Below are 23,441 nucleotides of genomic sequence, written 5' to 3'. Positions count from 1 at the left end.
GCGCGGGGCCGTCGACTTACTTGCTAGCCCAGCATCGAGCCGGTCTCGATGAACCGCTGGTGCCAGCTCAGGGCCTCGGCGGGCAGGGACGGGGTCTGTAGGCCGTAGGAGCCCGCCAGGGCGCGCTTGAAATAGTCCTGCAGGTGCGGCCGATAGGTCGGGTGGGCGCAGTTTTCGATGATGACCTTGGCGCGCTGTTTGGGCGCCAGGCCGCGCAGGTCGGCCAGGCCCTGCTCGGTGACGAGCACCTGCACGTCCTGGGCGATGTGATCCACATGGCTGGCCTGGGGCACGATGGCCGAGATGGCGCCGTTCTTGGCCGTGGACGGGGTCATGAAGATCGACACATAGGCGTTGCGGGCGAAGTCGCCCGAGCCGCCGATGCCGTTTTGAATCCTTGAGCCCATGATGTGGGTGGAGTTCACGGCCCCATAGATGTCGGCCTCGATCAGGCCGTTCATGGCCAGGCAGCCGAGGCGGCGGATGATCTCGGGGTGGTTGCTGATCTCCTGGGGCCGCAGGATCATGCGCTCGCGATAGGCGCCCATGTTGGCGTTGATACGCGCCGCTGCCTCCGGCGACAGGGAGAAGGCGGTGGCCGAGGCCATGCGCAGCTTGCCGGCGTCCAGCAGGTCGAGCATCCCGTCCTGGATCACCTCGGTATAGGCGGTCATGTCGTCGAACGGCCCGTCGACCAGGCCGGTCAGCACGGCGTTGGCGATGTTGCCCACGCCCGACTGGATCGGCAGCAGCGAGGCTGGCAGGCGGCCCATCTTCACCTCGTGGGCGAAGAACTCCAGCAGGTGGCCGGCGATGGCCCTGGCCGATGCGTCGGGCGCGGCGAAGGGCAGGTTGCGGTCGGGTGCATCCGTCTCCACCACGGCGACGATCTTGGCGGGATCACAGCGCAGATAGGGCTGGCCGATGCGGTCGTCGGGGCGGGTCAGGGGGATCGGTTGCCGGTGCGGCGGCAGGCGGGTGCCATAGTAGATGTCATGCATCCCCTCCAGCGCCGGGTTCTGCCAGCTGTTGACCTCGAGGATCACCTTGTCGGCGCGGTCGAGCCAGGTCTTGTTGTTGCCCACCGATGAAGACGGGATCAGCGAGCCGTCCGGATAGACGCCCGACACCTCGACCACGGCGGTGTTCAGCGGGCCGAGGAAGCCCTGCCAGGCCATGGGGGCCACCTGGCTCAGGTGCATGTCGAAATAGTTCATCTCGCCGCGATTGATCTTCTCGCGGGCGACGGGGTCCGAATTGTAGGGCAGGCGAAACTCGATGCCGTCGGCCTTGGCCAGGGCGCCGTCCAGCTCGGGCCCCGTGGAGGCGCCGGTCCAGACGCGGATCTGGAAGGGGCGTCCCGCCGCGTGCTCGGCCTCGATCCGCGAAGCCAGGGCCATGGGCACGGCCTTGGGATAGCCCGAGCCGGTGAAGCCGCTCATGCCCACAGCATCGCCGTGTTGGATCATGGCCGCGGCCTGTTCGGCGGTGGTCACCTTGGCGCGCAGTTGGGGGCAGGCGATGCGGCTCGACATGAAATGGGGCTCCCTCGACGATGGAGCTTTATTCCTTCGGCGCCGCTTGCCCTTGCGTCAAATCAAGAACCCGGGTCGGCGTCAGAAGGGAAAGAAGATGGGAATGGCGACCATGGCGGCGGCCCAGGTGATCAGATTCAACGGCAGGCCGACCCGCACGAAGTCCATGTAGCTGTAGCCGGCCATGTTGAAGACCAGGACATTGGTCTGGTAGCCGAACGGCGTGGCGAAGGCGGCGGAAGCGGCCATCATCACGGTGACCAGGAAGGGGCGTGGATCGACGCCCAGGCTCTCCGCAAGCGCCACCGCGATGGGCGTGATCAACACCGCGACCGTGGCGTTGGACAGCAGCTCCGTGGCCGCCAGGGTCACCCCGTAGAGGACGATCAGCGCGCCCAGAGGCCCCATGGGGCGAATGATGTCGATCAGGCGGTCGGCGCCGGCCTTGGCGAGGCCCGTGACCTCGATGGCCGTGCCCACGACCACCATGCCGGCGATGAGCAGCAGGATTTCGGGCCGTAGGCCCGCATAGGCCTCCTCCGGTGTGATGACCTTCATGAGGATCAGGGCCACCGCGCCGGCGAAGGCCGCGGCGGCGATCGGCGCCCAGCTCAGAGCCGCCGCCATGATCACCAGCACAAAGACGCCCAGCGACAGCAGGGCCGGGCGAAGCTGAAAGGGGCGGTCGGCGGCGCTGTAGAGCGACACGTCCCCAAGATGGGCGTCTCCCGATCCATCGGGTTGAGCTCTGGCCTCACCCAGTCGGGACAATCCCAAGGGAGCCTGGCCGGGCTCGTCGCCATCGGCGGTGCGGCCAAGCTGGCGTGCGCCGACGAAGTACAGCCAAAGCCCGCCCACCGAGGCGATGACCAGTCCGACAGGCGTGATCTCGAAAAGACGGAACACCGGCTGGCCGGCGTTGCGGGCCATGTCGTTGACCAGAAGATTGGTCGAGGTCCCGATCAGGGTCAGCAGACCGCCCATGACCGTAACGTGGCTGAGCGGCATCAAGAAACGCTTGGGCGACAGGCCCAAAGATCGGGCGACATCGCGGACCACGGGCGCGGCCAGAACCACCACCGGGGTGTTGTTCAAAAAGCCGCCCACCGAGCCGCAAAGGCCGATCACCATCCAGATGCCCCGCGCGCCGATGCGGCTGGAGATCTGCACGGCCTTGCGGATCATCAGGCCAAGCAGGCCCGAAAGCTCGATGGCGTAGGCGATGACGAAAAGGCCGGCCAGGGCGATGACGGCGGGGCTGGCGAAGGCGCCTTGCACCTCCACCGGCCGGACGACACCCAGGACCAGAAGCACGGCAGCGCCGAGCAGCGCCACGACATCCGAGCGCATCTTGCCGTGGATCATCAGCCCGACCACGGCGACGAGCACGATCAGGGCGGCGATCTGGTCAAAGGTCATCGTCTCTTGAGGACCCTGTATCGAGCTGAGGTCAACCTTTTTGCCCGGGTTCGGGACCCTGACAGCGGATCGCATGTTAAGGTGGTTCCATGCTCGAAACGATCGCGCCGCGCATAACGCCGGTCGTCGCGCTAGCGGCGTCCGCCCTTGTCCTGACCGCCTGCCAAAAGGAGGAAGCGGCCCCGCCGCCGCCCGTCCAGCCGCCGGTGATCGATACTCCGCCGATCAAGGCCGCCGCCTCTCCCCCGTACGACAGGGCGAGGCTTCTTGAGGCCATGGATGCGGCGGCCGCCGCCTATGCCGCCGGCGAGTCCAAGCCGGACGACCTCGCGGGCAAACAGTTCGTGGTGCGACAGGCGTTTGGTTGTGAAGAGGCGCCGCCCCTGGCCGCGGACGCCCCGGGCGACGGCCTCGGCCGCTGGTCGTGGAGCGAGCGCCGCGATGTGATCCGGGTCAGCGTTTCGCCGGGGGACTGGGCGAAGTCGGCTCTGATGGCGGGCGGCGCAGAGAACTGGGAGGCGGTCGAGGGCTTCTGGCTGACCCGGCCCTGGCTGCGATCGGAGGGCTGTCCGGGCGTGAAGGCCGACCCCTTGGCCAGCGGACCGGCGGCGCCTACCCCGCAGACGATCGCCATCGCGGCGGTGTTCGAGGCCGGCGGTTCGCGCATCGGAAGGCGCAACGGCCGCAGCTACGACTTCAGCGTCCGCGGCGAGGGCGGGCCGCCCACGCCGCCGGTCGGAGGCTACCGTCTGGTGCTGGAAGGACGCTTTGCGGCGTTCTCGACCGGCGCGGCGATCCGTTGCCGCAGCCAAAGCAGCGACCAGCGCCCGGTCTGCGTGGCGGCGGCGAGTGTGGATCGAGTCGCCTTCGAGGATGCGCAAGGCCAGGTGCTCAGCGAGTGGCGTCCCGGCTGAGGCGGGGGTGAACGGCGGATGAACCGCCCGCCCCCGGATCGTTCAGGCGGCGGCGTGCATTGTGGTCTTCGACGAAAAGGAGACCACCATGAAGAAGACGCTTCTGATCACCGCCGCGGCGGCCATGACCCTGGTCAGCGCCGTCGCTTCGGCCCAGCCCTACAGCGGCCGCGGCGGTCCTTACGGCGACCGTGACCGCGATGGCCGTCCCAACTACGCCGAGCGGCGCTTCGACCGCGATCGTGACGGCCGCCCCGACCATCGCGACCGTTTCGACAATCGCCGCGGCGGCTACGGTTACGGGCATGCCCCGCGCTATCGCGCCGGTCAGCGGTTCGCCCATTACCGCAGCCCGCAGTACCGGGTGCATAACTACCGCAGCTACGGCTGGGCCCCGCCGCCCCGCGGCTACGGCTACTACCGCGCCGACAACGGCGATGTGGTGATGGCGGCCCTGGCCACCGGCCTGATCGCTTCGATCATCGCCAACAACAACTACTAAGCGCTCGGGCGGCGCGGTCTCTTTTGGGGCCGCGCCGTCTTCGCGTTCAGCAGCACTTGAACGTTCCCCCCGCCCCGAACCGGCGTTCCTCGTGCAGGCGGAAGAACGCCTTGCGATCCATCGGCGCGGCATCGGGATGGCGGGCCGCCGCGTGGCGCACATAGGCGTCATAGTCCGGCTGGCCGATCATCAGACTGGCGGTGCGACGGAATTGACGTCCCCACCCCAGAGCCGTGTCCCGGCAACGGCAGACGGCGTCCTCAAGCATGGGCCGCCTCCGGGATTTCGCGCGCGGTCGGCTGCGCGGTGCGCTTGGCCTTCAGGCAGGCGGCGACGCCATAGACCGCCACCGTCACCACCACGAACAGGAAGCCCGCCGTGAGGGTCGAGTTGACGTAGTCGTTGACGATGACCTGATGCATCTGCGCCGCCGACTTGGCCGGGGGCAGGAGCCGGTCATCGGCCAACGCGGCCTGATAGGCGCGGGCGTGGGCCAGGAAGCCGATCCGCACATCAGGGTGGAACAGCTTCTGCAATCCGGCGGTCAGGGTGCAGATCAGCAGCCAGACGGTCGGGGCGAGGGTCACCCAGGCGAACCGCTCGCGCTTCATCTTGAACAGCACCACGGTGCCCAGGATCAGGGCCACGGCGGCCAGCATCTGGTTGGCGATGCCGAACAGCGGCCACAGGCTGTTGATGCCGCCCAAGGGGTCGACGACGCCGGTGTAGAGGAAGTAGCCCCATAGCCCGACGGTGAGCGCGGTGGCCACCACATTGGCGCTCCACGAATGGGTCTCGCGCATCTTGGGGACCGCCAGTCCCAGCAGGTCCTGGATCATGAAGCGGCAGACGCGCGTGCCGGCGTCCACGGTAGTGAGGATGAACAGCGCCTCGAACAGGATGGCGAAGTGGTACCAGAAGGCCATCATCGCCTTGCCGCCGATCACCGACGACAGGATGTGGGCCATGCCCACCGCCAGGGTCGGCGCGCCGCCGGCGCGCGACAGGATGGTGTGTTCGCCCACGTCGCGGGCGATCTGCTCCAGCTCGGCCGGTGTGATGTGAAAGCCCCATTGCGCCACGGCGGCGGCCGCGGAGGCAGCGTCGGTTCCGATGAGGCTGGCGGGGCTGTTCATGGCGAAATAGATCGCCGGATCCAGAATGGTGGCGGCGATCAGGGCCATCACCGCCACGAAGCTTTCGCACAGCATGGCGCCGTAGCCGATCAGCGGGATCTGGGTCTCGCTCTCGATCAGCTTGGGCGTGGTGCCGGACGAGATCAGAGCGTGGAAACCCGACACCGCCCCACAGGCGATGGTGATGAACAGGAACGGGAAAAGGGCCCCGGCGAAGACCGGGCCCGTGCCGTCGATGAACGGGGTGATCGCCGGCATCTGCACGTGCGGCCGCACGATCAGGATGCCCACGGCCAGGGCGGCGATGGCGCCGATCTTCAGGAAGGTCGACAGATAGTCGCGCGGCGCCAGCAGCAGCCACACCGGGATCACCGAGGCGATGAAACCGTAGGCCATCATCAGGATGGCCAGGGTCGGACCGGTGAGGGTGAAAGCCGGGCCCCAGACCGGGTGAGCCGCCACATGGCCGCCGCCCATGATCGCGGCGATCAGCAGCACGACCCCGATCAGCGACACCTCGCCCACCCGGCCGGGCCGCAGGAACCGCGAATAGAGCCCCATGAAAACAGCGATGGGAATTGTGGCGGCCACCGTGAAGGCGCCCCACGGGCTCTCGGCCAGGGCCTTGACCACCACCAGCGCCAGGACCGCCAGGATGATGACCATGATCAGCAGGACGCCCACCTGGGCGATGACGCCGGGGATCGGGCCCATCTCGGTGCGGATCATGTCGCCCAGGGACTTGCCGTCCCGACGGGTGGACATGAACAGCACCATCATGTCCTGCACGGCGCCGGCCACGACCGCGCCGACGAGGATCCAGATCATGCCGGGCAGGTAGCCCATCTGAGCGGCCAGCACCGGACCCACCAGAGGGCCTGCGCCGGCGATGGCGGCGAAGTGGTGGCCGAAGAGGACGTTGCGCGGGGTCGGCACGTAGTCGAGCCCGTCGTCGCGCCGCACCGCCGGGGTCGGTCTCGCGCCGTCGAGCGCCAGAACCTTTCTGGCCAGGAAGCGGGTGTAGTAGCGATAGGCGACCGTGTAGGTGCAGAGCGCCGCGACCACCATCCACACAGCGCTGATGCTCTCGCCGCGATTGAGGGCGACGACCGCGAAGGCCGCCGCGCCGACGACGGCGATCAGGGCGAATAGAAGATGCGTTCTCAAAGCGCCCATGCGCGACCTCTCCCTCAAGTCGGTCGGGCCGCCATCCGCGCGGCCTTGAAGACCGGCCTAAAGCAAACGGCAGGGCTTGTCCCCAAGGACTGAGCGCTTGCCGTTCGTAGAGGGTCGTTCGACGTCATGCCGGGCGGCGCGTCTGAGCGCCGCCCACCAGATCGACGTCATGGGCCGTGGCGTCCGGTTAAGGTTGTCAGGCCCAGGCGGCCAGAACGCCCGACCGGTCGAGGATGGAGAAGAAGCGGCGCGCATCGGCCGCGCTTGCGGCGGCGGCCTGCGCCACGAGGTCTTTGAGGGCGTCGGGCGTCACCGCGAAGAAGCCGCTCCGGCCCCGGACAACCAGGCCGCGCGCCTGCAACAGATTCACGTAGCGTCTGGCGGTTTCGCCGGAGAAACGGATCGGGCGCGCGATGTCGGCGATCCTGGCGGGGCGTCCCGCTGCGCCCGAGGCCGATATCCATTGCGTCAGGCCGGCGTCGTCCAGATCGGCGGTGTTCTCCAGGACGATCTCCACCAGAACCGCGGCCGTCGGCAGGTTGCCGCCGAACCGCATCAGGATGTGCGCCGTCCTCAGAAAGTAGTCGGAGATGGCGCGTCCCACCACACGCACCGGCGGGCCGTCATCCTGACGCACAAGCGTGGGGGACGGTACGTGCTGAGCCGCGTTCAGGGCCCGCATGTCGCGATAGAACTGCCCGGCGCGATCGTAGCTCGCCGTCAGCATCGCCACATAGGCCGGAGAACTGATCGTGCTGGACAGCACCATCACCCCGGCGGGCGTCACGGCGATCAGGCCCTCGCGCGCTAGCCCCCCGATCCTGCGGCGCACGGTCTCGAACGGCATGCCGAGCGACTGGGCGACCGCGTTGATGCTGATCGGCCGCAGGAGCTCATCGGGCGGGGGCTGATCGGCGGGGCTGAAGTAGGTGTTGGCCTCTGGGTCCCGATTGACCGGCGTCAGGCTGGCGTTGGCGATGGCTGACAGGATGAAGGCGTCGTGAGGGTCGCGTTCGCCGCGCGCGATCGCGCCGCAGTCACGAATGAAGCGAAGGCAGGTCAGGGCGATCCGGGCCTGACGAGCGGCGTCCTGGTTGGCGGCATCCATCGGCGAAGGCGGCGAAAGGTTGAGGCCGCTGGCTATGCGGCGCGGGCAGGCGGCGGGTCAACCGCCGGCTATCACAACGCCTTATCGGGTAAAGGGTTGTCCGCCTGCGTCGGCGATGCCGGGTGTACGCACGCGCCCTGCCAAAATCAGTGCCTGTCGATGTCCGCATCGCGCGTGGTCAGGGCCTGCGTCCAGTCCGACATGGACGGGCCGGCCCCCAGGCGTGGGTTGCGCATGGTCGATGTCGACGGCTTGCCGCCGCGCTTGCGCGGGAGCCAGAAGAACATCCAGCGAATGGCTGGATGAGGCCCCTTGCCGGGGCGTTTCGCGCCGTGGCCGGACGCGAATGAGGCTTGAGCCTGCATTGCCGCTTCTCTTCGATGTCCTGCGTATAAAAGGCTGGGAGCGCCCACGGGCCGACGCGCGGCGCGGACTGGGATCGCAAGCCCCGCGCAGCTGTCATGCACGCCCCCGCCAGAACGCTGGATCAACCGGGGCGGGAATGCAAAAACATGGTTACTCAGTTTGAGCGAGGTGGCGGAATTCGCCGATGAAATGGCGCTTGATGCAGGCCTAAACCTGCAAAGGCGCCGGCAAGGGCTTTGCGAGGAACCTGTCGGGGCGAGGGGTCGTTGGTGAACCACGATCATGTGGCGACCGACGATGAGACCTTCGAACACAATCCTCACTTTGCTCCTTGCGAGCCTGTTGTCTGCCGGCCCGGTCATCGCCCTGGACAAGTCCCAGCCGACGGCCCCGGTCCAAGAAGGTGGGCTTGGTCGGGCCTTGGTGACCGTAGGCGCTCAGCCCGCGCGCGATCTGGGCATGACCAAGCGCGAGATTCCGGCGGCCCTGCAGCGCGCCCTGGATGCGCCTTACAGCCTGGAGGGGCTCGACAGCTGCGATGCCGCCCATGCTGAACGAGCGGCGCTGGACGAGGTGCTGGGCCCCGATATCGGCGGCGCGCAGGCGCTTCGAGAAAGCCGCGCGGCCAAGCTTGCGCAGGCCGGCGGCCGCACCTTGGTCAACAGCATCATCCCCTTTCGCGGGTTGATCCGCGAGATCAGCGGCGCCGCGCCGGCGGACCGGCGCATGGAGGTGCTCGTAGACGCAGGCCATGCGCGGCGCGGCTTCCTTCGCGGCGTCGAAGCCAAGCTTCACTGCGACGTCACGATCGTCGACCTGGCGCGGATTGAGACTGCCGATGTGACTGGCGCTTCTCACTAGGGCGCGCGCCGGGAAACTTGATGTCACGAAAGGCTGGAAGATGTTGAACCGCGAAGACCATTCGGCGCTGAATGCGCTGTCGGACGCCTTGGCCGACGCTGCTGGCGTGCACCGCGCGGCGGCGGGAGTGGCGGAGCAACCTGCTCTGAGAGCGGCCCTGTCACGACGCGCCGAGCGCCTGGCGGCGTTGAGCGCCCAGGTGCGTGCAGATGGCTCCGAAGAAGCGGGTGGATGGATCACCGGCCTGATCGACCGTCTGCGGCTGACCATCGATCAGTGGTTCGATGATAACGACGAGGCGGCGCAGGCCGCCGGCCGTGACTCCAAGGCCAGCTTGCTGCGGCTCATCGACAGCTATCTGGTCAGTCCCGAGCTTTCGGCCCAAGCGCTGGAGGTCTTCATCGAAGTTCGTCGCCAGATCGCACCAGGCCGCCCGCCCGTCAGCGAAGCCGTCGGCCTCAAAGCTCTTCCTTCCTGATCGATCGGCGCCCTCAGGAGCCGGGCTCGAGGGGATGGTCGATTTTCTCCAGCTCCTGCGCCAAAGGGTCCTGGCTCAGGCCCTGCAGCTTCACCCCAGACACATAGGCGGCCCTTCCAAGGAGCTGTGCGCCGATCGGCAAGGTCAGCAGCAGGAAGATGATGGTGAGGGCGGCCGTCGCGCCAAGGCCGCCGTCCAAGAGCATGGCGCCGCCGAGCACCAGCGCCACGCCGACGGTTCCGGCCTTGGTGGCGCTATGCATGCGCTGCAGGGGATCGGGCAGTCGTATCACCCCGATGGCGGCGACCAGAAGGAAGGCGGCGCCCAGAGTCATCAGGCCGGCTGCGACGAAGATCATGGCTTGCGACCCTTGCGTTCAATGAAGACAGCGAAGGCGGCGGTCGCCACGAAGGCGATCAGGGCTACGCCCAGGCCGATATCCAGGAAAACACTGGAGCCGGTGGCTACGGTCGTCAGGGCCGCGAAACTGACCGCCACGGCGGTGAGCATGTCCAGCGCGATGAAGCGGTCGACGAAGCTGGGCCCGCGGACCATGCGCCACGCAGCCAAGATGAGGGCGATCGCCAGGACGATGGAGAGCGCCGCGGTGAACAAGGGTGTCATGCACCAAGCTCCAAATCCGAAATCCAGCGCTCATAGAGCCGCTTGAAGCGTGTCGCAGAGGCCTCGGCATCAGTGCTGTCCAGCACGTGGACATAGAGGCGCCGGCGATCTTCGGAGACGTGAAGGCAGGTGGAGCCCGGGGTCAGCGAGGTGAAATAGGCGAAAAGCGCCACCGCCCATGGGCGCTGGACCGTCACGGGCACGACCACGATCGCAGGGCGTGTCCGAATGCGCGGCGCCAGTACGATGAGCGCGACGCCGACCGAGGCGGCGACAAGGTCCCACAGAAAAATCGCCAGCAGCACCAAGACGGCGCGCAGTCGACGCAAAGCCCTCATGAAGCGTCTCCGATCATGCGAGCGGACATCCTTGCGATGCTCAGGAGCCACTGCGGAGCCACGCCGATCATCAGGGTCGTGATCGACAGAAGGGCCATGGCCGCAAGGCCGGAACGCGGCACGCGGCGCATCGGCGTGCGCGCCTGCCGCCAGCACGCGTCGGACCAGAAGTTGGCCATGGATATGATCGTGAGCAGGCCAGCCAGTATGGCGACTGCGCCAAGCCAAGCCATGCCGGCGCTGAAGCTTTCGCGGATGACGATCAGCTTGGCCCAAAAGCCCGAGAAAGGCGGTATTCCCGCAAGCGACAGGATGGGCACGGCCAACAACAAGGCGAGCAGCGGCTCCTTACGGACGACGCCGCCGGTTCGGGTCAGGTCCCAGCTGCCGCAGGCGCGGCGGATAAGGCCGGCGCCGAAGAAGAGATTGGCCTGCACCACGATCGAATGGATCATGTAGAACACCGCCGCCGCCAGGCCGTCGCGGGTCGCCAGAGCCAGCGCCGCCATCATGTAACCGACCTGGGCGATGACGTGGTAGGCCAGCATCCTTCTCATGTCGGTCTGAGCCAGAGCGCCTGTCACGCAGATCAGCATCGTGGCGGCGGCGAAGGCTCCCAGAAGAGGGACAAGCTGAGCAGCTCCGACGCCGCCGGAGCCTATGCCGAAGACCCCGCCGAGCACGATCAGAAGGGCGAAGAACCCCATTTTGGTGAGGAGGCCGGCGAACACGGCCGCCACAGTGATCGGCGCCGTATGATAGGAAGCGGGAAGCCAAAGGTGGAACGGGACCAGCCCGGACTTCAGCATCAGCCCGCCCAGCAGCAGAGCGGCCGCCGTCGCCGAAGCGAAGCTGGGCGGAGCCTTCGCCAGGGCGCTCGCGGCAGCGCCGATATGCAAGGTTCCGGTCAGCCCGTAGACCATCCCCACGCCTAGCAGGATGAAGGTCGCCGCTAGCATGGCGAAGGCGGCATAACGGATCGCCCCGTCGATCTGCGCGGCGCGCCGATCGAGCGTGAGCAGACCCAGCGCCGAGAGCAAGGCGAGCTCGAACCAGACATAGAGGTTGAAGAGGTCCTCGGTGAGAAACGCGCCGTTCACCGCGCCGATCATCGCCAGCATCAGGGCGTCGTATCCCGCCCGGCGTCGCCGCGGGCCGATGTCGCCAAGGGCGTAGATCGCCGCGGCCAGCGCGACTAGGCCTGTGATGAACACGAGCGCCGCGCCCGGAAGCGTCGCCGAAAAGCTCACGCCAAATCCATGAGGCCATCCCCCAAAGACGCTCATCGCCGGGGGACCGCTTTGGAAAATCCGCAGCAGCAACGCCGTCGAGACGGCAGCTGTCAGCGCAGCGGCGATCAGGCCGATGGCCGTCGCCGCGGCGGGGCGTGAGCGCAACAGCAAGGCCGAGGCCGCTCCCAGGAAGGGGATCATCAGTGGCGCGATGAGCAACAGGGTGTCACTCATCGGCGCCGTCCCTGGCGCGAGCGGCGCCCATCGCTTCAGCGGATTCAAGCTTGCGTGCGTCCACCGTCGCCTGGGTCCGCCAGGCGCGAAGCACGAGCACGCCCATGATGATGGTGAGCGCAAAGCCGATGACGATGGCGGTGAGGATCAGGGCCTGCACGACCGGGTCGGCGGCGTCCTCCAGCACCTTTGCACCCTCTTTGATGATCGGCGCCTGATCGGTGCGGATGCGGCCGGCGATGAACAGCAGAAGATTGGCGCCGGTGGCCAGCAACGACAGGCCCAGAAGCATGCGCACCAGATTGCGCGAGAGAATCATGAAGATCGCGCATCCGACAATGGCCGCGCCGACCAAGGCGTAGAGGACGGTCATCGCGACGCCTCCCTTTGCAGTCCGAAGAGGAATGCGCAGACGGATCCCAGAACGACCAGATAGACCCCAACGTCGAAGATCAGGGTCGTGCCGAGCTTGGGTAGACCTGCGGGCTCCCACCAAAGATGGGTCAGATAGGGTTCGCCGACCGCCAGGCCCGCAAGCCCGCTGAGAAGGACGCAAAGCAGGCCGACGCCCACGACGGCGAGCGGCTGCAGACGCAAGGCGCGTTCGGCCCGATCGACTCCGTACGCCAAGGCGATCAGTGCGAAGGACAGGGCGGCCACAAGGCCGCCGACAAATCCGCCGCCAGGCCTGTCATGCCCGCGCCAAAGGATCACCACGGAGGCGGCCAGCAAGAGCCAGGCGAGAGTCCGGCCGGCGGCCCGCAGAGAGAAATGCACGGGCAGGTCGGCGACCACGTCGTGCGTGCGGCCCCGCCTCATCAGAAGCGATCGGGCCAGGATCGCCGCCACGGCGATCACGGTGGTCTCGCCCAAGGTGTCGAACGCCCTGAAATCAACCAGGATCACATTGACGACGTTGTGGCCCTTGGCGGCCACATAGCTCATCTCCCCGAAGAAGGCGCTCGCAGCAGCGTCGTGAGGGCGAGCGGCCATGTCGACAACGGCGATGAAAAGCAGCAGGGCCACGCTTGAAGCGATGGCGGCGTCCGTGATCTGCATGCGCCGCGTGCGCGTGACCGGATTGGCCAGCGGCACCGCCAGAAGAACAGCAGTCAGGAGCACGACAATCAGCGTCTCCACAGTGAATTGGGTGAGCGCCAGGTCGGGCGCACCGTTGGTCATGAAGGTTATGGCGAGTGCGAATCCCGTGAGGCCTGTGGCCACCAAGGCCGCAACCAGGGACTTGGCGCGCGTGGCGGCCACCGCGCCGCCAAGACCCACCAGTGCGCAGATGATTGGCGCAGCGCGCAGCTCGCCGATCGCCGGCCATTGAGGTTTTTGACCGACAGCCGCCGTTGACCAGGCGATGAGCGCCGCCATCGCGACCAGGACCATGACAAGGTAGCGACGAAGATCGCCGTGCTGAATCCACAGCGTCGCAGCGCGCGATCCTGACGCCAGGCCCTGGAGGGCATGGTCCCATAGGCGCTCCAGAGCATAGAGATCAAAGCGTTCGATCGCGCGCAGGCGCTCATGGATCTGCCGCCAGAACCGTACGATGAGCGCGCCGATCGTCACCACGACGCCGCTCAAAAGGAGCATCGGGGTCACGCCGTGCCAGACGGAGATGTCGACCTCCACCGCCTTGCCGTACACGGCCGCCACAGCCGGGCGAAGGGCCACGCGGGTGATCCAGTCAGGCTCCAGGCTGATGGCCAGGCCCGCCAAGGCCAGCACTAGCGGCGGGGCGACCAGCCAGAAGGTCTCGCCGTGCTCGACCTCGGTCACCTTGCCTTTGCCCAGGAAGAAGGGGCGAAGGGTGATGACGCCGGCCACCCCGACCATGGCGGCGTTGACAAGCACCGCCACCGCCAGCGGCGCCAGCTCCCAACTGCTTTGCAGCTGCGCCTCGAAGAGAAACTCCTTGGAGATGAATCCGATGAAGGGCGGGATGCCGGCCATGGACAGGCTGGCGCCGGCACAGGCGACGGCGGTCAGGGGCAAGAAGCGGGCGAGGCCGCCGAGCGTGCGAAGATTGTGGTGGCCTGTGGCGTGCAAAACCGACCCGGCGCAGAAGAAAAGAGCGGCCTTGTAGAGTGCGTGCGCCAGCAAGAAGCCGACCATGGCCACCGTGGCCGCCGGACCGTCGAGCCCGACTAGCAGCACCAGAATGCCCAAGGAGGCGATGGTGGAGTAGGCCAGTGCGGATTTGAAGTTCTCGGCCCGGAGCGCCTGAAGCGCGGCCACCAGCATGGTCAGGCAGGCCACGAAGATCACCACAGGCCGCCCCCAACTGACCGAGGCGAACACCGGCTCAAAGCGCGCGAGCAGATAGACGCCAAGCTTCACCATGGTTGCCGAGTGCAGGTAGGCCGAAGCCGGCGTCGGCGCCTGCATGGCGTTGGGCAGCCAAAAGTGGAATGGAAACTGCGCCGACTTGGTGAAGGCGGCGATAAGCAGGCAGGCGACGATCGGCGCTCCCATTGGGCTGGCCGCCAGGGCCGGCGCCTGGCTGACCGCCTGGGCCATGGAGTAGGTCCCCAGCGTGGCCCCGATCATGAGAACGGCGGCCAGCAACATCAGCCCGCCAAAGGCGGTGACCTGCAGCGCCATCAAGGCGGCGCGACGCGACCTTGGGCTGCGGCTGTCAAAACCCACCAGCAGGAAGGAAAGGACGCTGGTGGCCTCCCAGAACATCAGCATCACCAGCAGGTTCTCGGCCAGCACGCAGCCCAGCATCGCGGTGAGGAAAAAAAGGATCAGCGTGTAGAAGCGGCTGCGTTCAGCGCGCGTCTTGTTGGTCAGGTACCCGTCTGAATAGATGATCACCAGGGCGCCGATGCCGGTCACCAGCAGACAGAAGAGAAAAGAGAAGCCGTCGAGCCGCAGGGTGAAATCCAGCCCAAGCGCCGGAGCCCACGCGCGCCCCTGGCCCATCACCCAGCCGCGTTCGACGATCGGCGCCATCGACACGAAGGCGGCCAACAGGCCCGCAGGCAGCATCGCGATAATCAGCCCCGCGCCCCTGCCGATGACGCGCGCAAGCAGCGGCATCAGACAGGCGCCCGCCAGCGAGGCGGCCAAGATTGCGAACATCAAAGCCCAATGCTTCAGCTCGCAATCGGATGCACTCAAGCTTCAACCGAAGACGCGCGCGTCGCCCAATGGACGCATTATCCAGAGCCGGTCGTCTGGGTGGGTGGGTCAGGAGCCGCCGCTGTCGCGCCTCTCCGCTTCCCAACGGGCGAGCACGCCGAAGCGGTGGATGGTGGCGAAGAAACGACGGGCGTCGGACAGGTTGGAGTCCGCCAGATTGGTCAAAGCTTCATGAAGCTGTGGCGGGGCGACCGCTACGAAGCCTCGCCGGATTGGCGTCACCAGGCCGCGCTCTTCGAGCAGATTGGCGTGACGGCGCGCTGTTTCGCGCGAAAAGCCGATGGGTTCGGCGACTTCGGCCAGTTTGACCGGCCGGCCGCAAGCCCCGGCGTCGGCCAGCCAGCGTGCGATCGCCGCATCGTCCATCTCTTCGGTGTTGCCCAAAATGATCTCCGCCAGGACCGCAGCGGTGATCAGGTTGCCGCAAAGCGCGATCATCGGTTGGGCGAAGCGCAGGAAATAGTCGGAGACAGCCCTGCTCACCGCGCGGACCGGCGGCGCGGGCGGCGGAGTTTCTGAAAGCGGCGCATCAGAAATCAGCGGCAGGGCGTTCAACGTCTTCATCGCTTCATAGAATTGCTGGGCGCGTTCGAAATGAGCCTCCACCATGGCTGTATGAGCTGGCGAGGCGAGGGTCTTCGAAAGAATGACCACCCCGGCAGGCGACGCCTCGATCAGGCCCTGGCGTCGAAGGCCGCCCACGCGACGACGCACCGTCTCGAACGGCATGCCCAGAGACTGCGCCAGAGCGTTGATGCTGATCGGCCGCAAGACTTCGTCGGGAAGCGGCGAGTCCGCGGTGGCGAACCGGACGGCGTTTTCCGTGGCCTGGTTCAGGAAGGCGGCGCTGACATTCGAGATCGTCGACAGGATGAAGGCGTCGTGAGCGTCACGCTCGCCGCGGGTGATGGACGCGGCGTCCCGCACATACCGAAGGCAGGTAAGAGCGATCCGCGCCTGACGAACGTGATCCATACGCATTCGAACTCGGCACTCGATAGTTGTGAGTATGCACATTCGGGCGCGCAGCCCAAGGCGTCAAAGTCCGCCAAGCCTTGCCGGGCATGGTGTCGCGCGTGAAGGCGCCGCCTGAAATTCCCCTGAGGGTTGCTTGTCCTGAGGCGCTTTCCAAGGCCAAGCTCGTGATCTGTCTTCAGGAGCATCGACATGGCCCATCTGACGCGGCAGCAGCTGTTGCGCGCCATGACCGCCCTGGGTGCTGTCGCCGCTTCTCCGGCGCCGGCGCTTGGGGCGGCCGCAAAGGCGCCGGTCCGCACGCTCATCCGCGACGTCGATGCGGTGACCATGGATCCCGCCCGGGGCGAACTGAGCGGTGTCGATGTTCTGATCGACCAGGGACGCATCGCCGCCATCGGCAAGGGGCTGAATGTCGCCGGCGCTCACGTGGTCGAGGCTTCGGGCATGGTCCTGATGCCGGGCATGGCCGACGGCCACCGTCACATCTGGCAGTGCGTGGAGGCAGGCCGGGTGGTGAAGACCAACCATCGCCAGTTCAGCGCCGAGTACCAGACCTGGAAGATGAAATGGATGCCCTGCGCCACGGCGCAGGATCATGAGTTCATAGCCTATTACGGCGGACTGCAGGCCATCGACAGCGGCGTCACCGCCCTCATCGACCATGCTCATGGCCACCACACCGCCGACCGAACCCTCGCCGCGGCGCGCGGGCTGAAAGCCTCGGGGGTGAGCGGCTGGTACGCCCATCAGGTCAGCCACACCATCGACTACGGCCCGGGCGACACGGTCCCTCTCGCCCATGCCAGCAAGCAGGCGACAGCGTTCACGGACGCTTCTCACTGGGAGGCCATGCGGCGCTTGCGCGCGGAGGTGTTCGGCGGCTCATCGGACTTGCTGAACCTTGGCATGGCGCTCAGCGTCGGCTCGCAGGGACAGCCCGTCGAGCGGGTGCGGACCGAGGAGTTCGAGCCGGGCCGCCGCCTGGGCGTGAGGCTGATCACCTTCCACGCCAACCGTATTCCGCCCTATCCGGCCGGCCGTTTCGGCCATCGGGGGCTGGGCATCCGCGATCTTCACGAGGCCGGGCTCCTGGCCGATGACGTCCACTGCTCCCACGGCGTCGGCTTGTCCGATGACGAGCTGGGCCTGATGCGCCAGACCGGCGCCATGCTGTGCGCCACCTGCATGGCCGAGACCTTCCCCCGCAACGCGCAGGCGCGCCGCGACCCGGCCATGGCGCGAGGCCGCAAGGCGGGCGTGCGCACGGGCATCGGCATAGACGCGCCGCTGGCCATGACCAGCGACTTCTTCGAGCACATCCGGGCGTCCTACTACGCCATGGCCCAGCACGAGGAGAGCGCCGCCATCGTCGCCGACTACACGTCAGCCGACCTGCTCGATATCGCCACTCGCGCCGGTTACGACGCCATCAACCTGGGCGGCGTGGCGGGTAAGATCGCGGTGGGGCAACGCGCCGATCTGGTGTTGCTGGCTACGGATCGACCCGGCTTTCCGACAGCCGGAAGTCTGGCCGACCGCATCGTCAACTACGCGGCGCGCTCCGACATCGACAGCGTCTGGGTGGCGGGCCGTCTGCGCAAGAGCGGCGGCCGCATGATCGGCGTCGATTGGAAAGCCATGAACGCAAAGCTGCAGGCGATCCAGGAGCGCATTCACGCCCTGGCGCGGACGATCACCTTCGTCTGAGCCGTTCAGCGCTGATAGCTGATCTGGCGCTTCTGGGTCAGCTCGGCCTTGCTGATGTCTTCGGGGAAGCAGCGTGGAGCGAAGACAGCCCCACGGCTGTAGGCGCTCTTGGCTCCGCAGCGCCCTCCGCTGGGGCCGATGCTGTAGGGACAGGGACATGGCGCCGGATAGGCGGCGATGCCGTCGGCGATGATCTGCCGCCTAAGGGCGTTGTCGCTCAAGGCGGCCGGAGCCTGCGCGAAGGCGGGCGCGGTAAGGACGCCGAGCGTCATGAGCACGCCAAGCATCAGCTTGTTTGATGACCTCATTCGCTTCCCCCCGGACAGCGATCGTCGTTTTTATGTCGCCAAGGAGCTCATGGTTAAGCTGCCATGTAAAGCCGGTTTTCACCTTGGGTGGTCTGTCACAAACGCCCTGTATGACCGCGGCTTGCGGTGAGGGCGGGGGTGCATATGTCCGAGTTCAAGATGCATAGGCGGGGTCTGATCGCCGGCCTCGGCGCCGCGGCCGCTTTCCCGTCCATCGCCCGCGCCCTGACCATCGCGCCGCGCGTGCGCACCGGCACGATCCGCGACGTCGAGCACGTGGTCATCCTGATGCAGGAGAACCGCTCCTTCGATCACTACTTCGGAACCATGGCCGGCGTGCGCGGCTACGGCGATCCGCATCCCGCCCCGGCGCCGACGGTCGAGGGGCGTGAGCGCAACGTCTTCCTGCAGCGCGACGCGGTGAGCGGCGGTCCCGAGTGGCTGGCGCCCTTCGCGCTCAACACGCGCCAGACCTTCGCCCACATGCGCGTGGAAGGCACGCCGCACAGCTGGCCCGACGCGCAGGCGGCATGGGACGAGGGGCGCATGGGGCGCTGGCCGGAAGCCAAACAGCCTCACTCCATGGGACACTATGACCGTGAGGACATCCCCTTTCAGTACGCCCTGGCCGAGGCCTTCACACTCTGCGACGGCTATTTCTGTTCGGTGCAGACGGGCACCAATCCCAACCGAGTGATGCTGTGGTCGGGGACGATCGACGGGAGCGGCGAGCGCGGCGGCCCGTGCATCGGCAACTCCCACGACACTCTGCCCAAGGCCGGCGAGTCCCTGACGCCCTATCGCTGGACGACCTATGTGGAGCGCCTCCAGGCGGCGGGCGTCGACTGGCGCGTCTATCAGGACCTAGCGGACAACTTCACCGACAACCCGCTGGTCGGGTTCGAGAGCTTCCAGAAGGCCGCCGCCGGCGCTCCCGGCTCTGATCCTCTATTGGCGCAGCGAGGACTGACCACGCGGGCGCTCGACGGTCTGAAGGCGGATGTGCTTGCCGGCCGCTTGCCGCAGGTCTCCTACGTCATCGCCACGGCAACGGGCTCGGAGCATCCCGGTCCCTCCAGTCCCGCCCAGGGCGCGGCCTACACCGCCCGGGTCATCGACGCCCTCACCGCCGACCCGGAGGTCTGGGCGCGCTCGGTCCTGCTGGTGAACTTCGACGAAAACGACGGTTTCTTCGACCACGTGCCGCCGCCCGCGCCCCCGGGGCGCGGCGCCGACGGAGCCTTGCAGGGCGGCTCCACGGTCGATCTGACCGGCGAGCATCACCTCAGGGCCAGCAAGGATGACGCCCGCCTGGATCTGCCCGCCTATCGCGGGCGGCCCTACGGGCTTGGGCCGCGTGTGCCCATGTACGTTGTCTCGCCCTGGAGTCGGGGCGGGCGGGTCAGTTCGGAGGTCTTCGACCACACCTCGGTCATCCGCTTCCTGGAGGCCCGCTTCGATGTCGTCGAGCCCAACATCTCCCCCTGGCGCCGAGCGGTCTGCGGCGACCTGACCTCCTGCTTCGACTTCACGGGCGCCGATCCGAAGCCCGTTCCCTTGCCGTCGGTCCAAGCCGAGGCCGAGCGCGCCGCCGCCCTGAGCGACAAAACCACCACCCCGCCGACGCCGAGGACCCCGGTCATGCCGGTTCAAGCGGCCGGGTTCAAGCCGGCCTGCCCGAGCCCTTACGATCTGGAATGCGAGATGGAGCGCCGGGACGGCGCGGTCTTGCTGACCTTCGTCAACAAGGCGGCGAGGGCGGCGGTGTTCCACGTCTATGATCGGACGAACCTCGAAGCCGGTCCCCGGCGCTATACCGTCGAGGGCGGCAAGAGGCTGAAGGGCGAGTGGGCGGCGGCGGGCGGGTTCGACCTGCAGGTCATGGGCCCGGACGGCTTCCATCGACGGTTCGCGGGGTCCTCCGAAAGTGCGTTCTGCGCGCGGTTGGAGCGTGAAGGCGGCGCCTGGTTCCTGGCGTTGGCCGGTGAAGGCCGCGTGCGCCTGACCAGTGCGACAGGCTTGAGCACGACGCCCCTGCGCCAGACCGCCCGCCTGCCGGTAGCGTGGTCGGACGCCAACCATCGCTATGATCTGGCGGTCGAGCTGGATGGCGCGCGGTTCGAGTTCGCCGGCAGAGCGCCGGCGCTCTAAGGGCCGGCGCGGTCTTACCTGAGCCCCAGGGCGTCGCGGATCGTGAAGAACAGGTCGGTCTGGTCGGTCAGACCCTGAACCCGCTCGGCGTTCGGGCCGAAAGCGGCGATGCGAAGCTGCGTGCCCGTGTGGCTCTGCGACCCGGTCTCGGCGGTGGCGTAGTTCACGCCCATCACCGCCCCGTCCTTGGTCACCAGGTTGAGGGTCAGGCCGGGGGAGTTTGCGTCGGGGCTGACGATCTGGCTGGTGTGGGCGTGATCGGCGGTGACGATGACCAGGGTGTCGGTGCGGTCCTTGGCGAAGGCCAGGGCCACCTGCACCGCTTCGTCCAGGTCGACGGTCTCGCCGATCTGGCCGCAGGGATTGGCCGCGTGGTCTTGCTTGTCGATGGACGCGCCCTCCACCTGCAGGAAGAAGCCCGTCGAATCGTCCTTCAGCAGGTCGATGGCCTTCCGGGTCATGACCGCCAGGGTCGGGATCTGTGCGGTTCGCGCGGGATTGAGCGCGCAGGTCACTGGCGCCACGTCGCGATTTCCGTGGCGGATGGCGGTCGGGCCCAGCCAGCGCACGGGCATGTGGCCGGGCGAGAAGAGGCCCAGTACGGGCGTTTTTTGATCGGCCGCCGTCACCTTGGCCAGGCTGTCGGCGTCTTCAACGATCTGGAAGCCGCGCGCCTTGGCCTGGTGGATGAGGGTCTTGCCCTTCCAGTCGCCGGCCAGGGCGGCTTCGGCGAAGGGAGCCGCGCCGCCGCCCAGGCTCACATCGGGGCGCACGTCCAGGAGCTGCTCGCTGATCGAGCCTGCGCCGCCGTTCTGGCGCGCTTGGTCCGGGCAGTTCTTCGTGGCGTCCGCCGGCCCGAAGCAGGCGCGGGTGGCTACGTGGGCGTATTGGGCGCCGGGCGTGGCGTCCTGGATCGCGGCGGTCGAGACATTGCCGGTGGCCAGGCCCGCCTTCTTGGAGAGCTCCAGAAGCGTGGCGTGAGAGCGGCCGCGGATGTCGACGCCCAGGGCGCTGTTGTAGGTCTTCACACCCGAGGCCCAGGCCGTGGCCGTGGCGGCGGAGTCGGGCACGTAGACCGGTTTGCCGGTGGCCGCGTCGAGAGAGTAGTGGGTGTACTGGCCGCTGATCGGCAGGGCGTCGATGCCCGGAAAATAGCCGCCGGCGCCGCGGGCGTAGTTGCGCGCCACGGTGATCTCCGAGTCGCCCATGCCGTCGCCGATCAGCAGGATGACGTTGCGGGCCCGCTGCGTGTGTTCGGAGGTGGTGCGTCGCGCGCCGCCATGCTGGCTGAGATCGCCCTTGGCGGCCCGGTCGACGACAGGCGCGACGGACTGCGCCGAAGACCCCGAAGCCGCCATCAGACCGGCGGCAAGGAGAGCAGCGAACAGCGCAACGCGCGAACACGAATGATACATTATACCGCCTCGGAGTTTGGGCGGCTTTACGTGCGTTGCGCGACAGCCGGATGACGACCGGCGTTTTTCTGCTTGCGGGGGCTTCTGCTGACGCGGTCGGCGCTCATCATCCCCCGGGCGGGTGGTCGTAGAACTCCACCTGCATCCGCATCGGGCCGACGGGCTCCACGTGGTGGGGCTGTTGCGGCGTCACCAGTCCAGGTGTGCCAGGCGACAGGATCACATCGTGATCCTTGCCTTCGATGTGATAGCGCACACAGCCTTCCAGCACGCGAATGACTCCCCAGACGCCTGCGCGCGTGCTGTGGGCCTCGCGAAGACTGGCCGGCAAGGTGTCGGCGTCGAACACTGGCGTGTTCGATAAGGGCGCGAAGCGGGCGCCGCAGGTTCAGTCAAGGTCGCCTTGAACTGAAGGGCATGCGAAGGCTGTTGGCGATCCGTTCCGCCCGGGCCTGCAATTGCGCGGCCGCGGCGGGGTTCAACGGCTCCTGCGTGGTGAGCTTCCAAAGGGCGAACCAGCGTTCGAACATCTGCGTTCGATCGGCTTGGCGTGCTTGAAGCGGGCGGCCATCGGGTTGCCCTTGAAGCGGCCGGTGGTCAGCATCACCGACGACCAGAAATCGGCCGGCACGCCCAGATGGTGCGGCCAGTCCTCGATAGCCCCGCTGAACACCGGCCCCAGAGCCTCGTCTTCGCGAGCGCGCGCGTACAAGCGCTCCATCAGGGCCGGCAGTTGATCTTCCGGATCCGGCTGAAGGGCGGGAGCGGTCATGATCATGTGCATGTGTTGACGCGCATCCTCGTCACCCCGGCGGTGCGGGGCGACGAGGCGCGGGCCACTCTTAGGCGGCCTTCTTCCAGATCGGCTCCAGGGCCCAGTGCGGCGGGCAAGGGGCGATGGGCGTGGCTTCCAGGCCCGCGATCTCATTGGCGAAGCCGTGGTTGACGTCGCGGTGATGGGCCTCGTCGGCGCGCACAACCTCGACCACGTCGCGCAGCGTCGCGTTGTCCGGGAGGCTCCAGTACTGCTTGGCGATGGCGGGCGCGGCGACATTCTCGCTGCGGCCTTCGTCAATCTCGGCCAGGTAGTGGGTGTAGCTGATCACCGCCTCCTCCTCGAAGTAGCCGACCACGCGGTGGGCGGTCTTGGCCGAGATCAGGTAGAGGCCGAAGAAGAACAGATAGAAGACCCACTGGACGGCGACGACGACGAACCGTTCGAAGGCGGTCGGCTTGGCCACCTCGATGAAGGTCATCAGGTGCATGCGTTCGTTCTCGGCCTCGTCCATCAGCGTCTTGATCCAGCCGCGGTCGTCCTCCATCCGGCGCAGGCACTTCAGGTGGGTCAGCGTGGCGCCGACCATGCCGGGCACAGCCGCCACGGTCTCCAGGACGATGGCGCGGTGGCCGTAGCGCTTGGCGAAGAAGGTGTCGGCGCAAAAGCGCAGCGCCTTGACGAACCCGTAGGCGATCCGGTCCGAAATCCCCTTGGGGTTATGGTGGACGATGTCGACGATAGGCGCGGTCATGGCTGACCCCTTGTGCTGTGCGGCGATCAGGTTCGCCGGATGACGGTTTGATATCCCCGAGCGCACAGCCGCGATATTTGTGGGTTGCCACTACGTAGTTTCCACAGAACGACCCTCCCCCCGAAGCCGCACAGACCCGCCCGGCCTCGGATCGGTCAGGCGGAGATTGTCTCAACGGTGCAGCTTGTGGGCATGCCGCCGCCGGCGATCAGCCGTCCAGGTGAATGCGCTTGCCGCAGCGCCGGCAGACCATCACGCCGGGCCACGACAGGCT

Annotated in this window: 24 protein-coding genes; 6 read left to right on the top strand and 18 right to left on the bottom strand. The window is 67.3% G+C overall.

The features are described from left to right. Positions 1 to 23: 23 nt before the first annotated feature. Positions 24 to 1,535 carry an acetyl-CoA hydrolase/transferase family protein gene (locus tag P7B02_RS04100; RefSeq protein WP_277785031.1) on the bottom strand — a complete coding sequence of 504 codons (1,512 nt, stop codon included), beginning with the start codon at positions 1,533 to 1,535 and terminating at the stop codon, positions 24 to 26. Between the two features lie 81 nt (positions 1,536 to 1,616). Continuing rightward, positions 1,617 to 2,954: an SLC13 family permease gene (locus P7B02_RS04095; RefSeq protein WP_277785030.1), complete on the bottom strand. Its 1,338-nt coding sequence runs from the start codon at positions 2,952 to 2,954 to the stop codon at positions 1,617 to 1,619. An 89-nt stretch (positions 2,955 to 3,043) separates the two neighbouring features. Here P7B02_RS04095 and P7B02_RS04090 point away from each other — a divergent pair, with 89 nt between their 5' ends. Next, the gene (locus P7B02_RS04090) at positions 3,044 to 3,868 is read left to right on the top strand and encodes a hypothetical protein (RefSeq protein ID WP_277785029.1); all 825 of its coding nucleotides are present in this window, start codon (positions 3,044 to 3,046) and stop codon (positions 3,866 to 3,868) included. 88 nt (positions 3,869 to 3,956) lie between these two features. Further along, a complete protein-coding gene (locus P7B02_RS04085; RefSeq protein ID WP_277785028.1) occupies positions 3,957 to 4,370 on the top strand; it encodes an RcnB family protein in 414 nt (137 codons plus the stop codon). Between the two features lie 46 nt (positions 4,371 to 4,416). Here the strand turns inward: P7B02_RS04085 and P7B02_RS04080 are convergent, their stop codons facing one another. The 4 genes from P7B02_RS04080 to P7B02_RS04065 all read right to left on the bottom strand — a co-directional run bounded on the left by P7B02_RS04080 (position 4,417) and on the right by P7B02_RS04065 (position 8,155). Then, positions 4,417 to 4,638, bottom strand: a complete 222-nt coding sequence (locus tag P7B02_RS04080; RefSeq protein ID WP_277785027.1) for a YbdD/YjiX family protein — start codon at positions 4,636 to 4,638, stop codon at positions 4,417 to 4,419. Further along, positions 4,631 to 6,682, bottom strand: a complete 2,052-nt coding sequence (locus P7B02_RS04075; RefSeq protein ID WP_277785026.1) for a carbon starvation CstA family protein — start codon at positions 6,680 to 6,682, stop codon at positions 4,631 to 4,633. The genes P7B02_RS04080 and P7B02_RS04075 overlap by 8 nt, the downstream gene beginning before the upstream one ends. Before the next feature lie 196 nt (positions 6,683 to 6,878). Further along, a complete protein-coding gene (locus P7B02_RS04070) occupies positions 6,879 to 7,790 on the bottom strand; it encodes a hypothetical protein (RefSeq protein ID WP_277785025.1) in 912 nt (303 codons plus the stop codon). Between the two features lie 146 nt (positions 7,791 to 7,936). After that, positions 7,937 to 8,155 carry a hypothetical protein gene (locus tag P7B02_RS04065; protein ID WP_277785024.1) on the bottom strand — a complete coding sequence of 73 codons (219 nt, stop codon included), beginning with the start codon at positions 8,153 to 8,155 and terminating at the stop codon, positions 7,937 to 7,939. Positions 8,156 to 8,615: 460 nt separating this feature from the next. Here P7B02_RS04065 and P7B02_RS04060 point away from each other — a divergent pair, with 460 nt between their 5' ends. Both P7B02_RS04060 and P7B02_RS04055 read left to right on the top strand, forming a co-directional pair. Continuing rightward, positions 8,616 to 9,017, top strand: a complete 402-nt coding sequence (locus P7B02_RS04060; RefSeq protein ID WP_277785023.1) for a hypothetical protein — start codon at positions 8,616 to 8,618, stop codon at positions 9,015 to 9,017. A gap of 40 nt (positions 9,018 to 9,057) precedes the next feature. Next, entirely contained in the window at positions 9,058 to 9,495 is a 438-nt protein-coding gene (locus P7B02_RS04055; protein ID WP_277785022.1) for a hypothetical protein, read from the top strand. 13 nt (positions 9,496 to 9,508) lie between these two features. Here P7B02_RS04055 and mnhG read toward each other — a convergent pair whose 3' ends face one another. From mnhG to P7B02_RS04020, 7 genes are all read right to left on the bottom strand, one after another. Next, positions 9,509 to 9,853, bottom strand: a complete 345-nt coding sequence (mnhG, locus tag P7B02_RS04050) for a monovalent cation/H(+) antiporter subunit G (protein ID WP_277785021.1) — start codon at positions 9,851 to 9,853, stop codon at positions 9,509 to 9,511. Next, positions 9,850 to 10,119 (bottom strand): monovalent cation/H+ antiporter complex subunit F, encoded by a 270-nt coding sequence (locus tag P7B02_RS04045; RefSeq protein WP_277785020.1) that lies wholly within the window; start codon positions 10,117 to 10,119, stop codon positions 9,850 to 9,852. Before P7B02_RS04045 ends, mnhG begins: the two co-directional genes overlap by 4 nt. Further along, positions 10,116 to 10,457 carry a Na+/H+ antiporter subunit E gene (locus tag P7B02_RS04040; protein ID WP_277785019.1) on the bottom strand — a complete coding sequence of 114 codons (342 nt, stop codon included), beginning with the start codon at positions 10,455 to 10,457 and terminating at the stop codon, positions 10,116 to 10,118. The genes P7B02_RS04045 and P7B02_RS04040 overlap by 4 nt, the downstream gene beginning before the upstream one ends. Beyond that, positions 10,454 to 11,923 (bottom strand): proton-conducting transporter membrane subunit, encoded by a 1,470-nt coding sequence (locus tag P7B02_RS04035; RefSeq protein WP_277785018.1) that lies wholly within the window; start codon positions 11,921 to 11,923, stop codon positions 10,454 to 10,456. Before P7B02_RS04035 ends, P7B02_RS04040 begins: the two co-directional genes overlap by 4 nt. After that, positions 11,916 to 12,296 (bottom strand): sodium:proton antiporter, encoded by a 381-nt coding sequence (locus P7B02_RS04030; protein ID WP_277785017.1) that lies wholly within the window; start codon positions 12,294 to 12,296, stop codon positions 11,916 to 11,918. Before P7B02_RS04030 ends, P7B02_RS04035 begins: the two co-directional genes overlap by 8 nt. Continuing rightward, positions 12,293 to 15,019 (bottom strand): hydrogen gas-evolving membrane-bound hydrogenase subunit E, encoded by a 2,727-nt coding sequence (gene mbhE / locus P7B02_RS04025; protein ID WP_277785016.1) that lies wholly within the window; start codon positions 15,017 to 15,019, stop codon positions 12,293 to 12,295. Before mbhE ends, P7B02_RS04030 begins: the two co-directional genes overlap by 4 nt. 108 nt (positions 15,020 to 15,127) lie before the next feature. Beyond that, positions 15,128 to 16,060, bottom strand: coding sequence for a hypothetical protein (locus tag P7B02_RS04020; RefSeq protein ID WP_277785015.1), 933 nt, complete (start codon positions 16,058 to 16,060; stop codon positions 15,128 to 15,130). 186 nt (positions 16,061 to 16,246) lie between these two features. On the opposite strand from P7B02_RS04020, the gene P7B02_RS04015 reads away from it, so the two are divergent. Beyond that, positions 16,247 to 17,764 (top strand): amidohydrolase family protein, encoded by a 1,518-nt coding sequence (locus P7B02_RS04015; RefSeq protein ID WP_277785014.1) that lies wholly within the window; start codon positions 16,247 to 16,249, stop codon positions 17,762 to 17,764. A gap of 5 nt (positions 17,765 to 17,769) precedes the next feature. On the opposite strand, the gene P7B02_RS04010 is transcribed toward P7B02_RS04015, so the two are convergent. Then, positions 17,770 to 18,072 (bottom strand): hypothetical protein, encoded by a 303-nt coding sequence (locus tag P7B02_RS04010; protein ID WP_277785013.1) that lies wholly within the window; start codon positions 18,070 to 18,072, stop codon positions 17,770 to 17,772. Between the two features lie 144 nt (positions 18,073 to 18,216). Between P7B02_RS04010 and P7B02_RS04005 the strand changes: the two genes are divergently transcribed. Then, a complete protein-coding gene (locus P7B02_RS04005; protein ID WP_277785012.1) occupies positions 18,217 to 20,223 on the top strand; it encodes a phosphocholine-specific phospholipase C in 2,007 nt (668 codons plus the stop codon). A 14-nt stretch (positions 20,224 to 20,237) separates the two neighbouring features. Here P7B02_RS04005 and phoA read toward each other — a convergent pair whose 3' ends face one another. The 4 genes from phoA to P7B02_RS03985 all read right to left on the bottom strand — a co-directional run bounded on the left by phoA (position 20,238) and on the right by P7B02_RS03985 (position 23,167). Then, positions 20,238 to 21,638: an alkaline phosphatase gene (gene phoA, locus P7B02_RS04000; protein ID WP_277785011.1), complete on the bottom strand. Its 1,401-nt coding sequence runs from the start codon at positions 21,636 to 21,638 to the stop codon at positions 20,238 to 20,240. Between the two features lie 106 nt (positions 21,639 to 21,744). Further along, the gene (locus P7B02_RS03995) at positions 21,745 to 21,987 is read right to left on the bottom strand and encodes a DUF1971 domain-containing protein (RefSeq protein WP_277785010.1); all 243 of its coding nucleotides are present in this window, start codon (positions 21,985 to 21,987) and stop codon (positions 21,745 to 21,747) included. A gap of 129 nt (positions 21,988 to 22,116) precedes the next feature. Beyond that, positions 22,117 to 22,422 (bottom strand): group III truncated hemoglobin, encoded by a 306-nt coding sequence (locus P7B02_RS03990; RefSeq protein ID WP_277785009.1) that lies wholly within the window; start codon positions 22,420 to 22,422, stop codon positions 22,117 to 22,119. A gap of 58 nt (positions 22,423 to 22,480) precedes the next feature. Then, positions 22,481 to 23,167 carry an alternative oxidase gene (locus P7B02_RS03985; RefSeq protein ID WP_277785008.1) on the bottom strand — a complete coding sequence of 229 codons (687 nt, stop codon included), beginning with the start codon at positions 23,165 to 23,167 and terminating at the stop codon, positions 22,481 to 22,483. Positions 23,168 to 23,441 lie beyond the last annotated feature (274 nt).

It is taken from the genome of Caulobacter segnis (genome assembly GCF_029543125.1).
Taxonomy (GTDB): domain Bacteria; phylum Pseudomonadota; class Alphaproteobacteria; order Caulobacterales; family Caulobacteraceae; genus Caulobacter; species Caulobacter segnis_D.
The sequence above is the reverse complement of the archived record's forward strand: the minus strand, read 5'-3'. Positions and strand labels throughout refer to the sequence as shown.

Bases quoted from the DNA above. Each gene is read 5' to 3' on its own strand.
- P7B02_RS04100 (WP_277785031.1), bottom strand. From the start codon at position 1,535: ATGTCGAGCCGCATCGCCTGCCCCCAACTGCGCGCCAAGGTGACCACC.
- P7B02_RS04095 (WP_277785030.1), bottom strand. From the start codon at position 2,954: ATGACCTTTGACCAGATCGCCGCCCTGATCGTGCTCGTCGCCGTGGTC.
- P7B02_RS04090 (WP_277785029.1), top strand. From the start codon at position 3,044: ATGCTCGAAACGATCGCGCCGCGCATAACGCCGGTCGTCGCGCTAGCG.
- P7B02_RS04085 (WP_277785028.1), top strand. From the start codon at position 3,957: ATGAAGAAGACGCTTCTGATCACCGCCGCGGCGGCCATGACCCTGGTC.
- P7B02_RS04080 (WP_277785027.1), bottom strand. From the start codon at position 4,638: ATGCTTGAGGACGCCGTCTGCCGTTGCCGGGACACGGCTCTGGGGTGG.
- P7B02_RS04075 (WP_277785026.1), bottom strand. From the start codon at position 6,682: ATGGGCGCTTTGAGAACGCATCTTCTATTCGCCCTGATCGCCGTCGTC.
- P7B02_RS04070 (WP_277785025.1), bottom strand. From the start codon at position 7,790: ATGGATGCCGCCAACCAGGACGCCGCTCGTCAGGCCCGGATCGCCCTG.
- P7B02_RS04065 (WP_277785024.1), bottom strand. From the start codon at position 8,155: ATGCAGGCTCAAGCCTCATTCGCGTCCGGCCACGGCGCGAAACGCCCC.
- P7B02_RS04060 (WP_277785023.1), top strand. From the start codon at position 8,616: ATGACCAAGCGCGAGATTCCGGCGGCCCTGCAGCGCGCCCTGGATGCG.
- P7B02_RS04055 (WP_277785022.1), top strand. From the start codon at position 9,058: ATGTTGAACCGCGAAGACCATTCGGCGCTGAATGCGCTGTCGGACGCC.
- mnhG (WP_277785021.1), bottom strand. From the start codon at position 9,853: ATGATCTTCGTCGCAGCCGGCCTGATGACTCTGGGCGCCGCCTTCCTT.
- P7B02_RS04045 (WP_277785020.1), bottom strand. From the start codon at position 10,119: ATGACACCCTTGTTCACCGCGGCGCTCTCCATCGTCCTGGCGATCGCC.
- P7B02_RS04040 (WP_277785019.1), bottom strand. From the start codon at position 10,457: ATGAGGGCTTTGCGTCGACTGCGCGCCGTCTTGGTGCTGCTGGCGATT.
- P7B02_RS04035 (WP_277785018.1), bottom strand. From the start codon at position 11,923: ATGAGTGACACCCTGTTGCTCATCGCGCCACTGATGATCCCCTTCCTG.
- P7B02_RS04030 (WP_277785017.1), bottom strand. From the start codon at position 12,296: ATGACCGTCCTCTACGCCTTGGTCGGCGCGGCCATTGTCGGATGCGCG.
- mbhE (WP_277785016.1), bottom strand. From the start codon at position 15,019: ATGTTCGCAATCTTGGCCGCCTCGCTGGCGGGCGCCTGTCTGATGCCG.
- P7B02_RS04020 (WP_277785015.1), bottom strand. From the start codon at position 16,060: ATGCGTATGGATCACGTTCGTCAGGCGCGGATCGCTCTTACCTGCCTT.
- P7B02_RS04015 (WP_277785014.1), top strand. From the start codon at position 16,247: ATGGCCCATCTGACGCGGCAGCAGCTGTTGCGCGCCATGACCGCCCTG.
- P7B02_RS04010 (WP_277785013.1), bottom strand. From the start codon at position 18,072: ATGAGGTCATCAAACAAGCTGATGCTTGGCGTGCTCATGACGCTCGGC.
- P7B02_RS04005 (WP_277785012.1), top strand. From the start codon at position 18,217: ATGTCCGAGTTCAAGATGCATAGGCGGGGTCTGATCGCCGGCCTCGGC.
- phoA (WP_277785011.1), bottom strand. From the start codon at position 21,638: ATGTATCATTCGTGTTCGCGCGTTGCGCTGTTCGCTGCTCTCCTTGCC.
- P7B02_RS03990 (WP_277785009.1), bottom strand. From the start codon at position 22,422: ATGCACATGATCATGACCGCTCCCGCCCTTCAGCCGGATCCGGAAGAT.
- P7B02_RS03985 (WP_277785008.1), bottom strand. From the start codon at position 23,167: ATGACCGCGCCTATCGTCGACATCGTCCACCATAACCCCAAGGGGATT.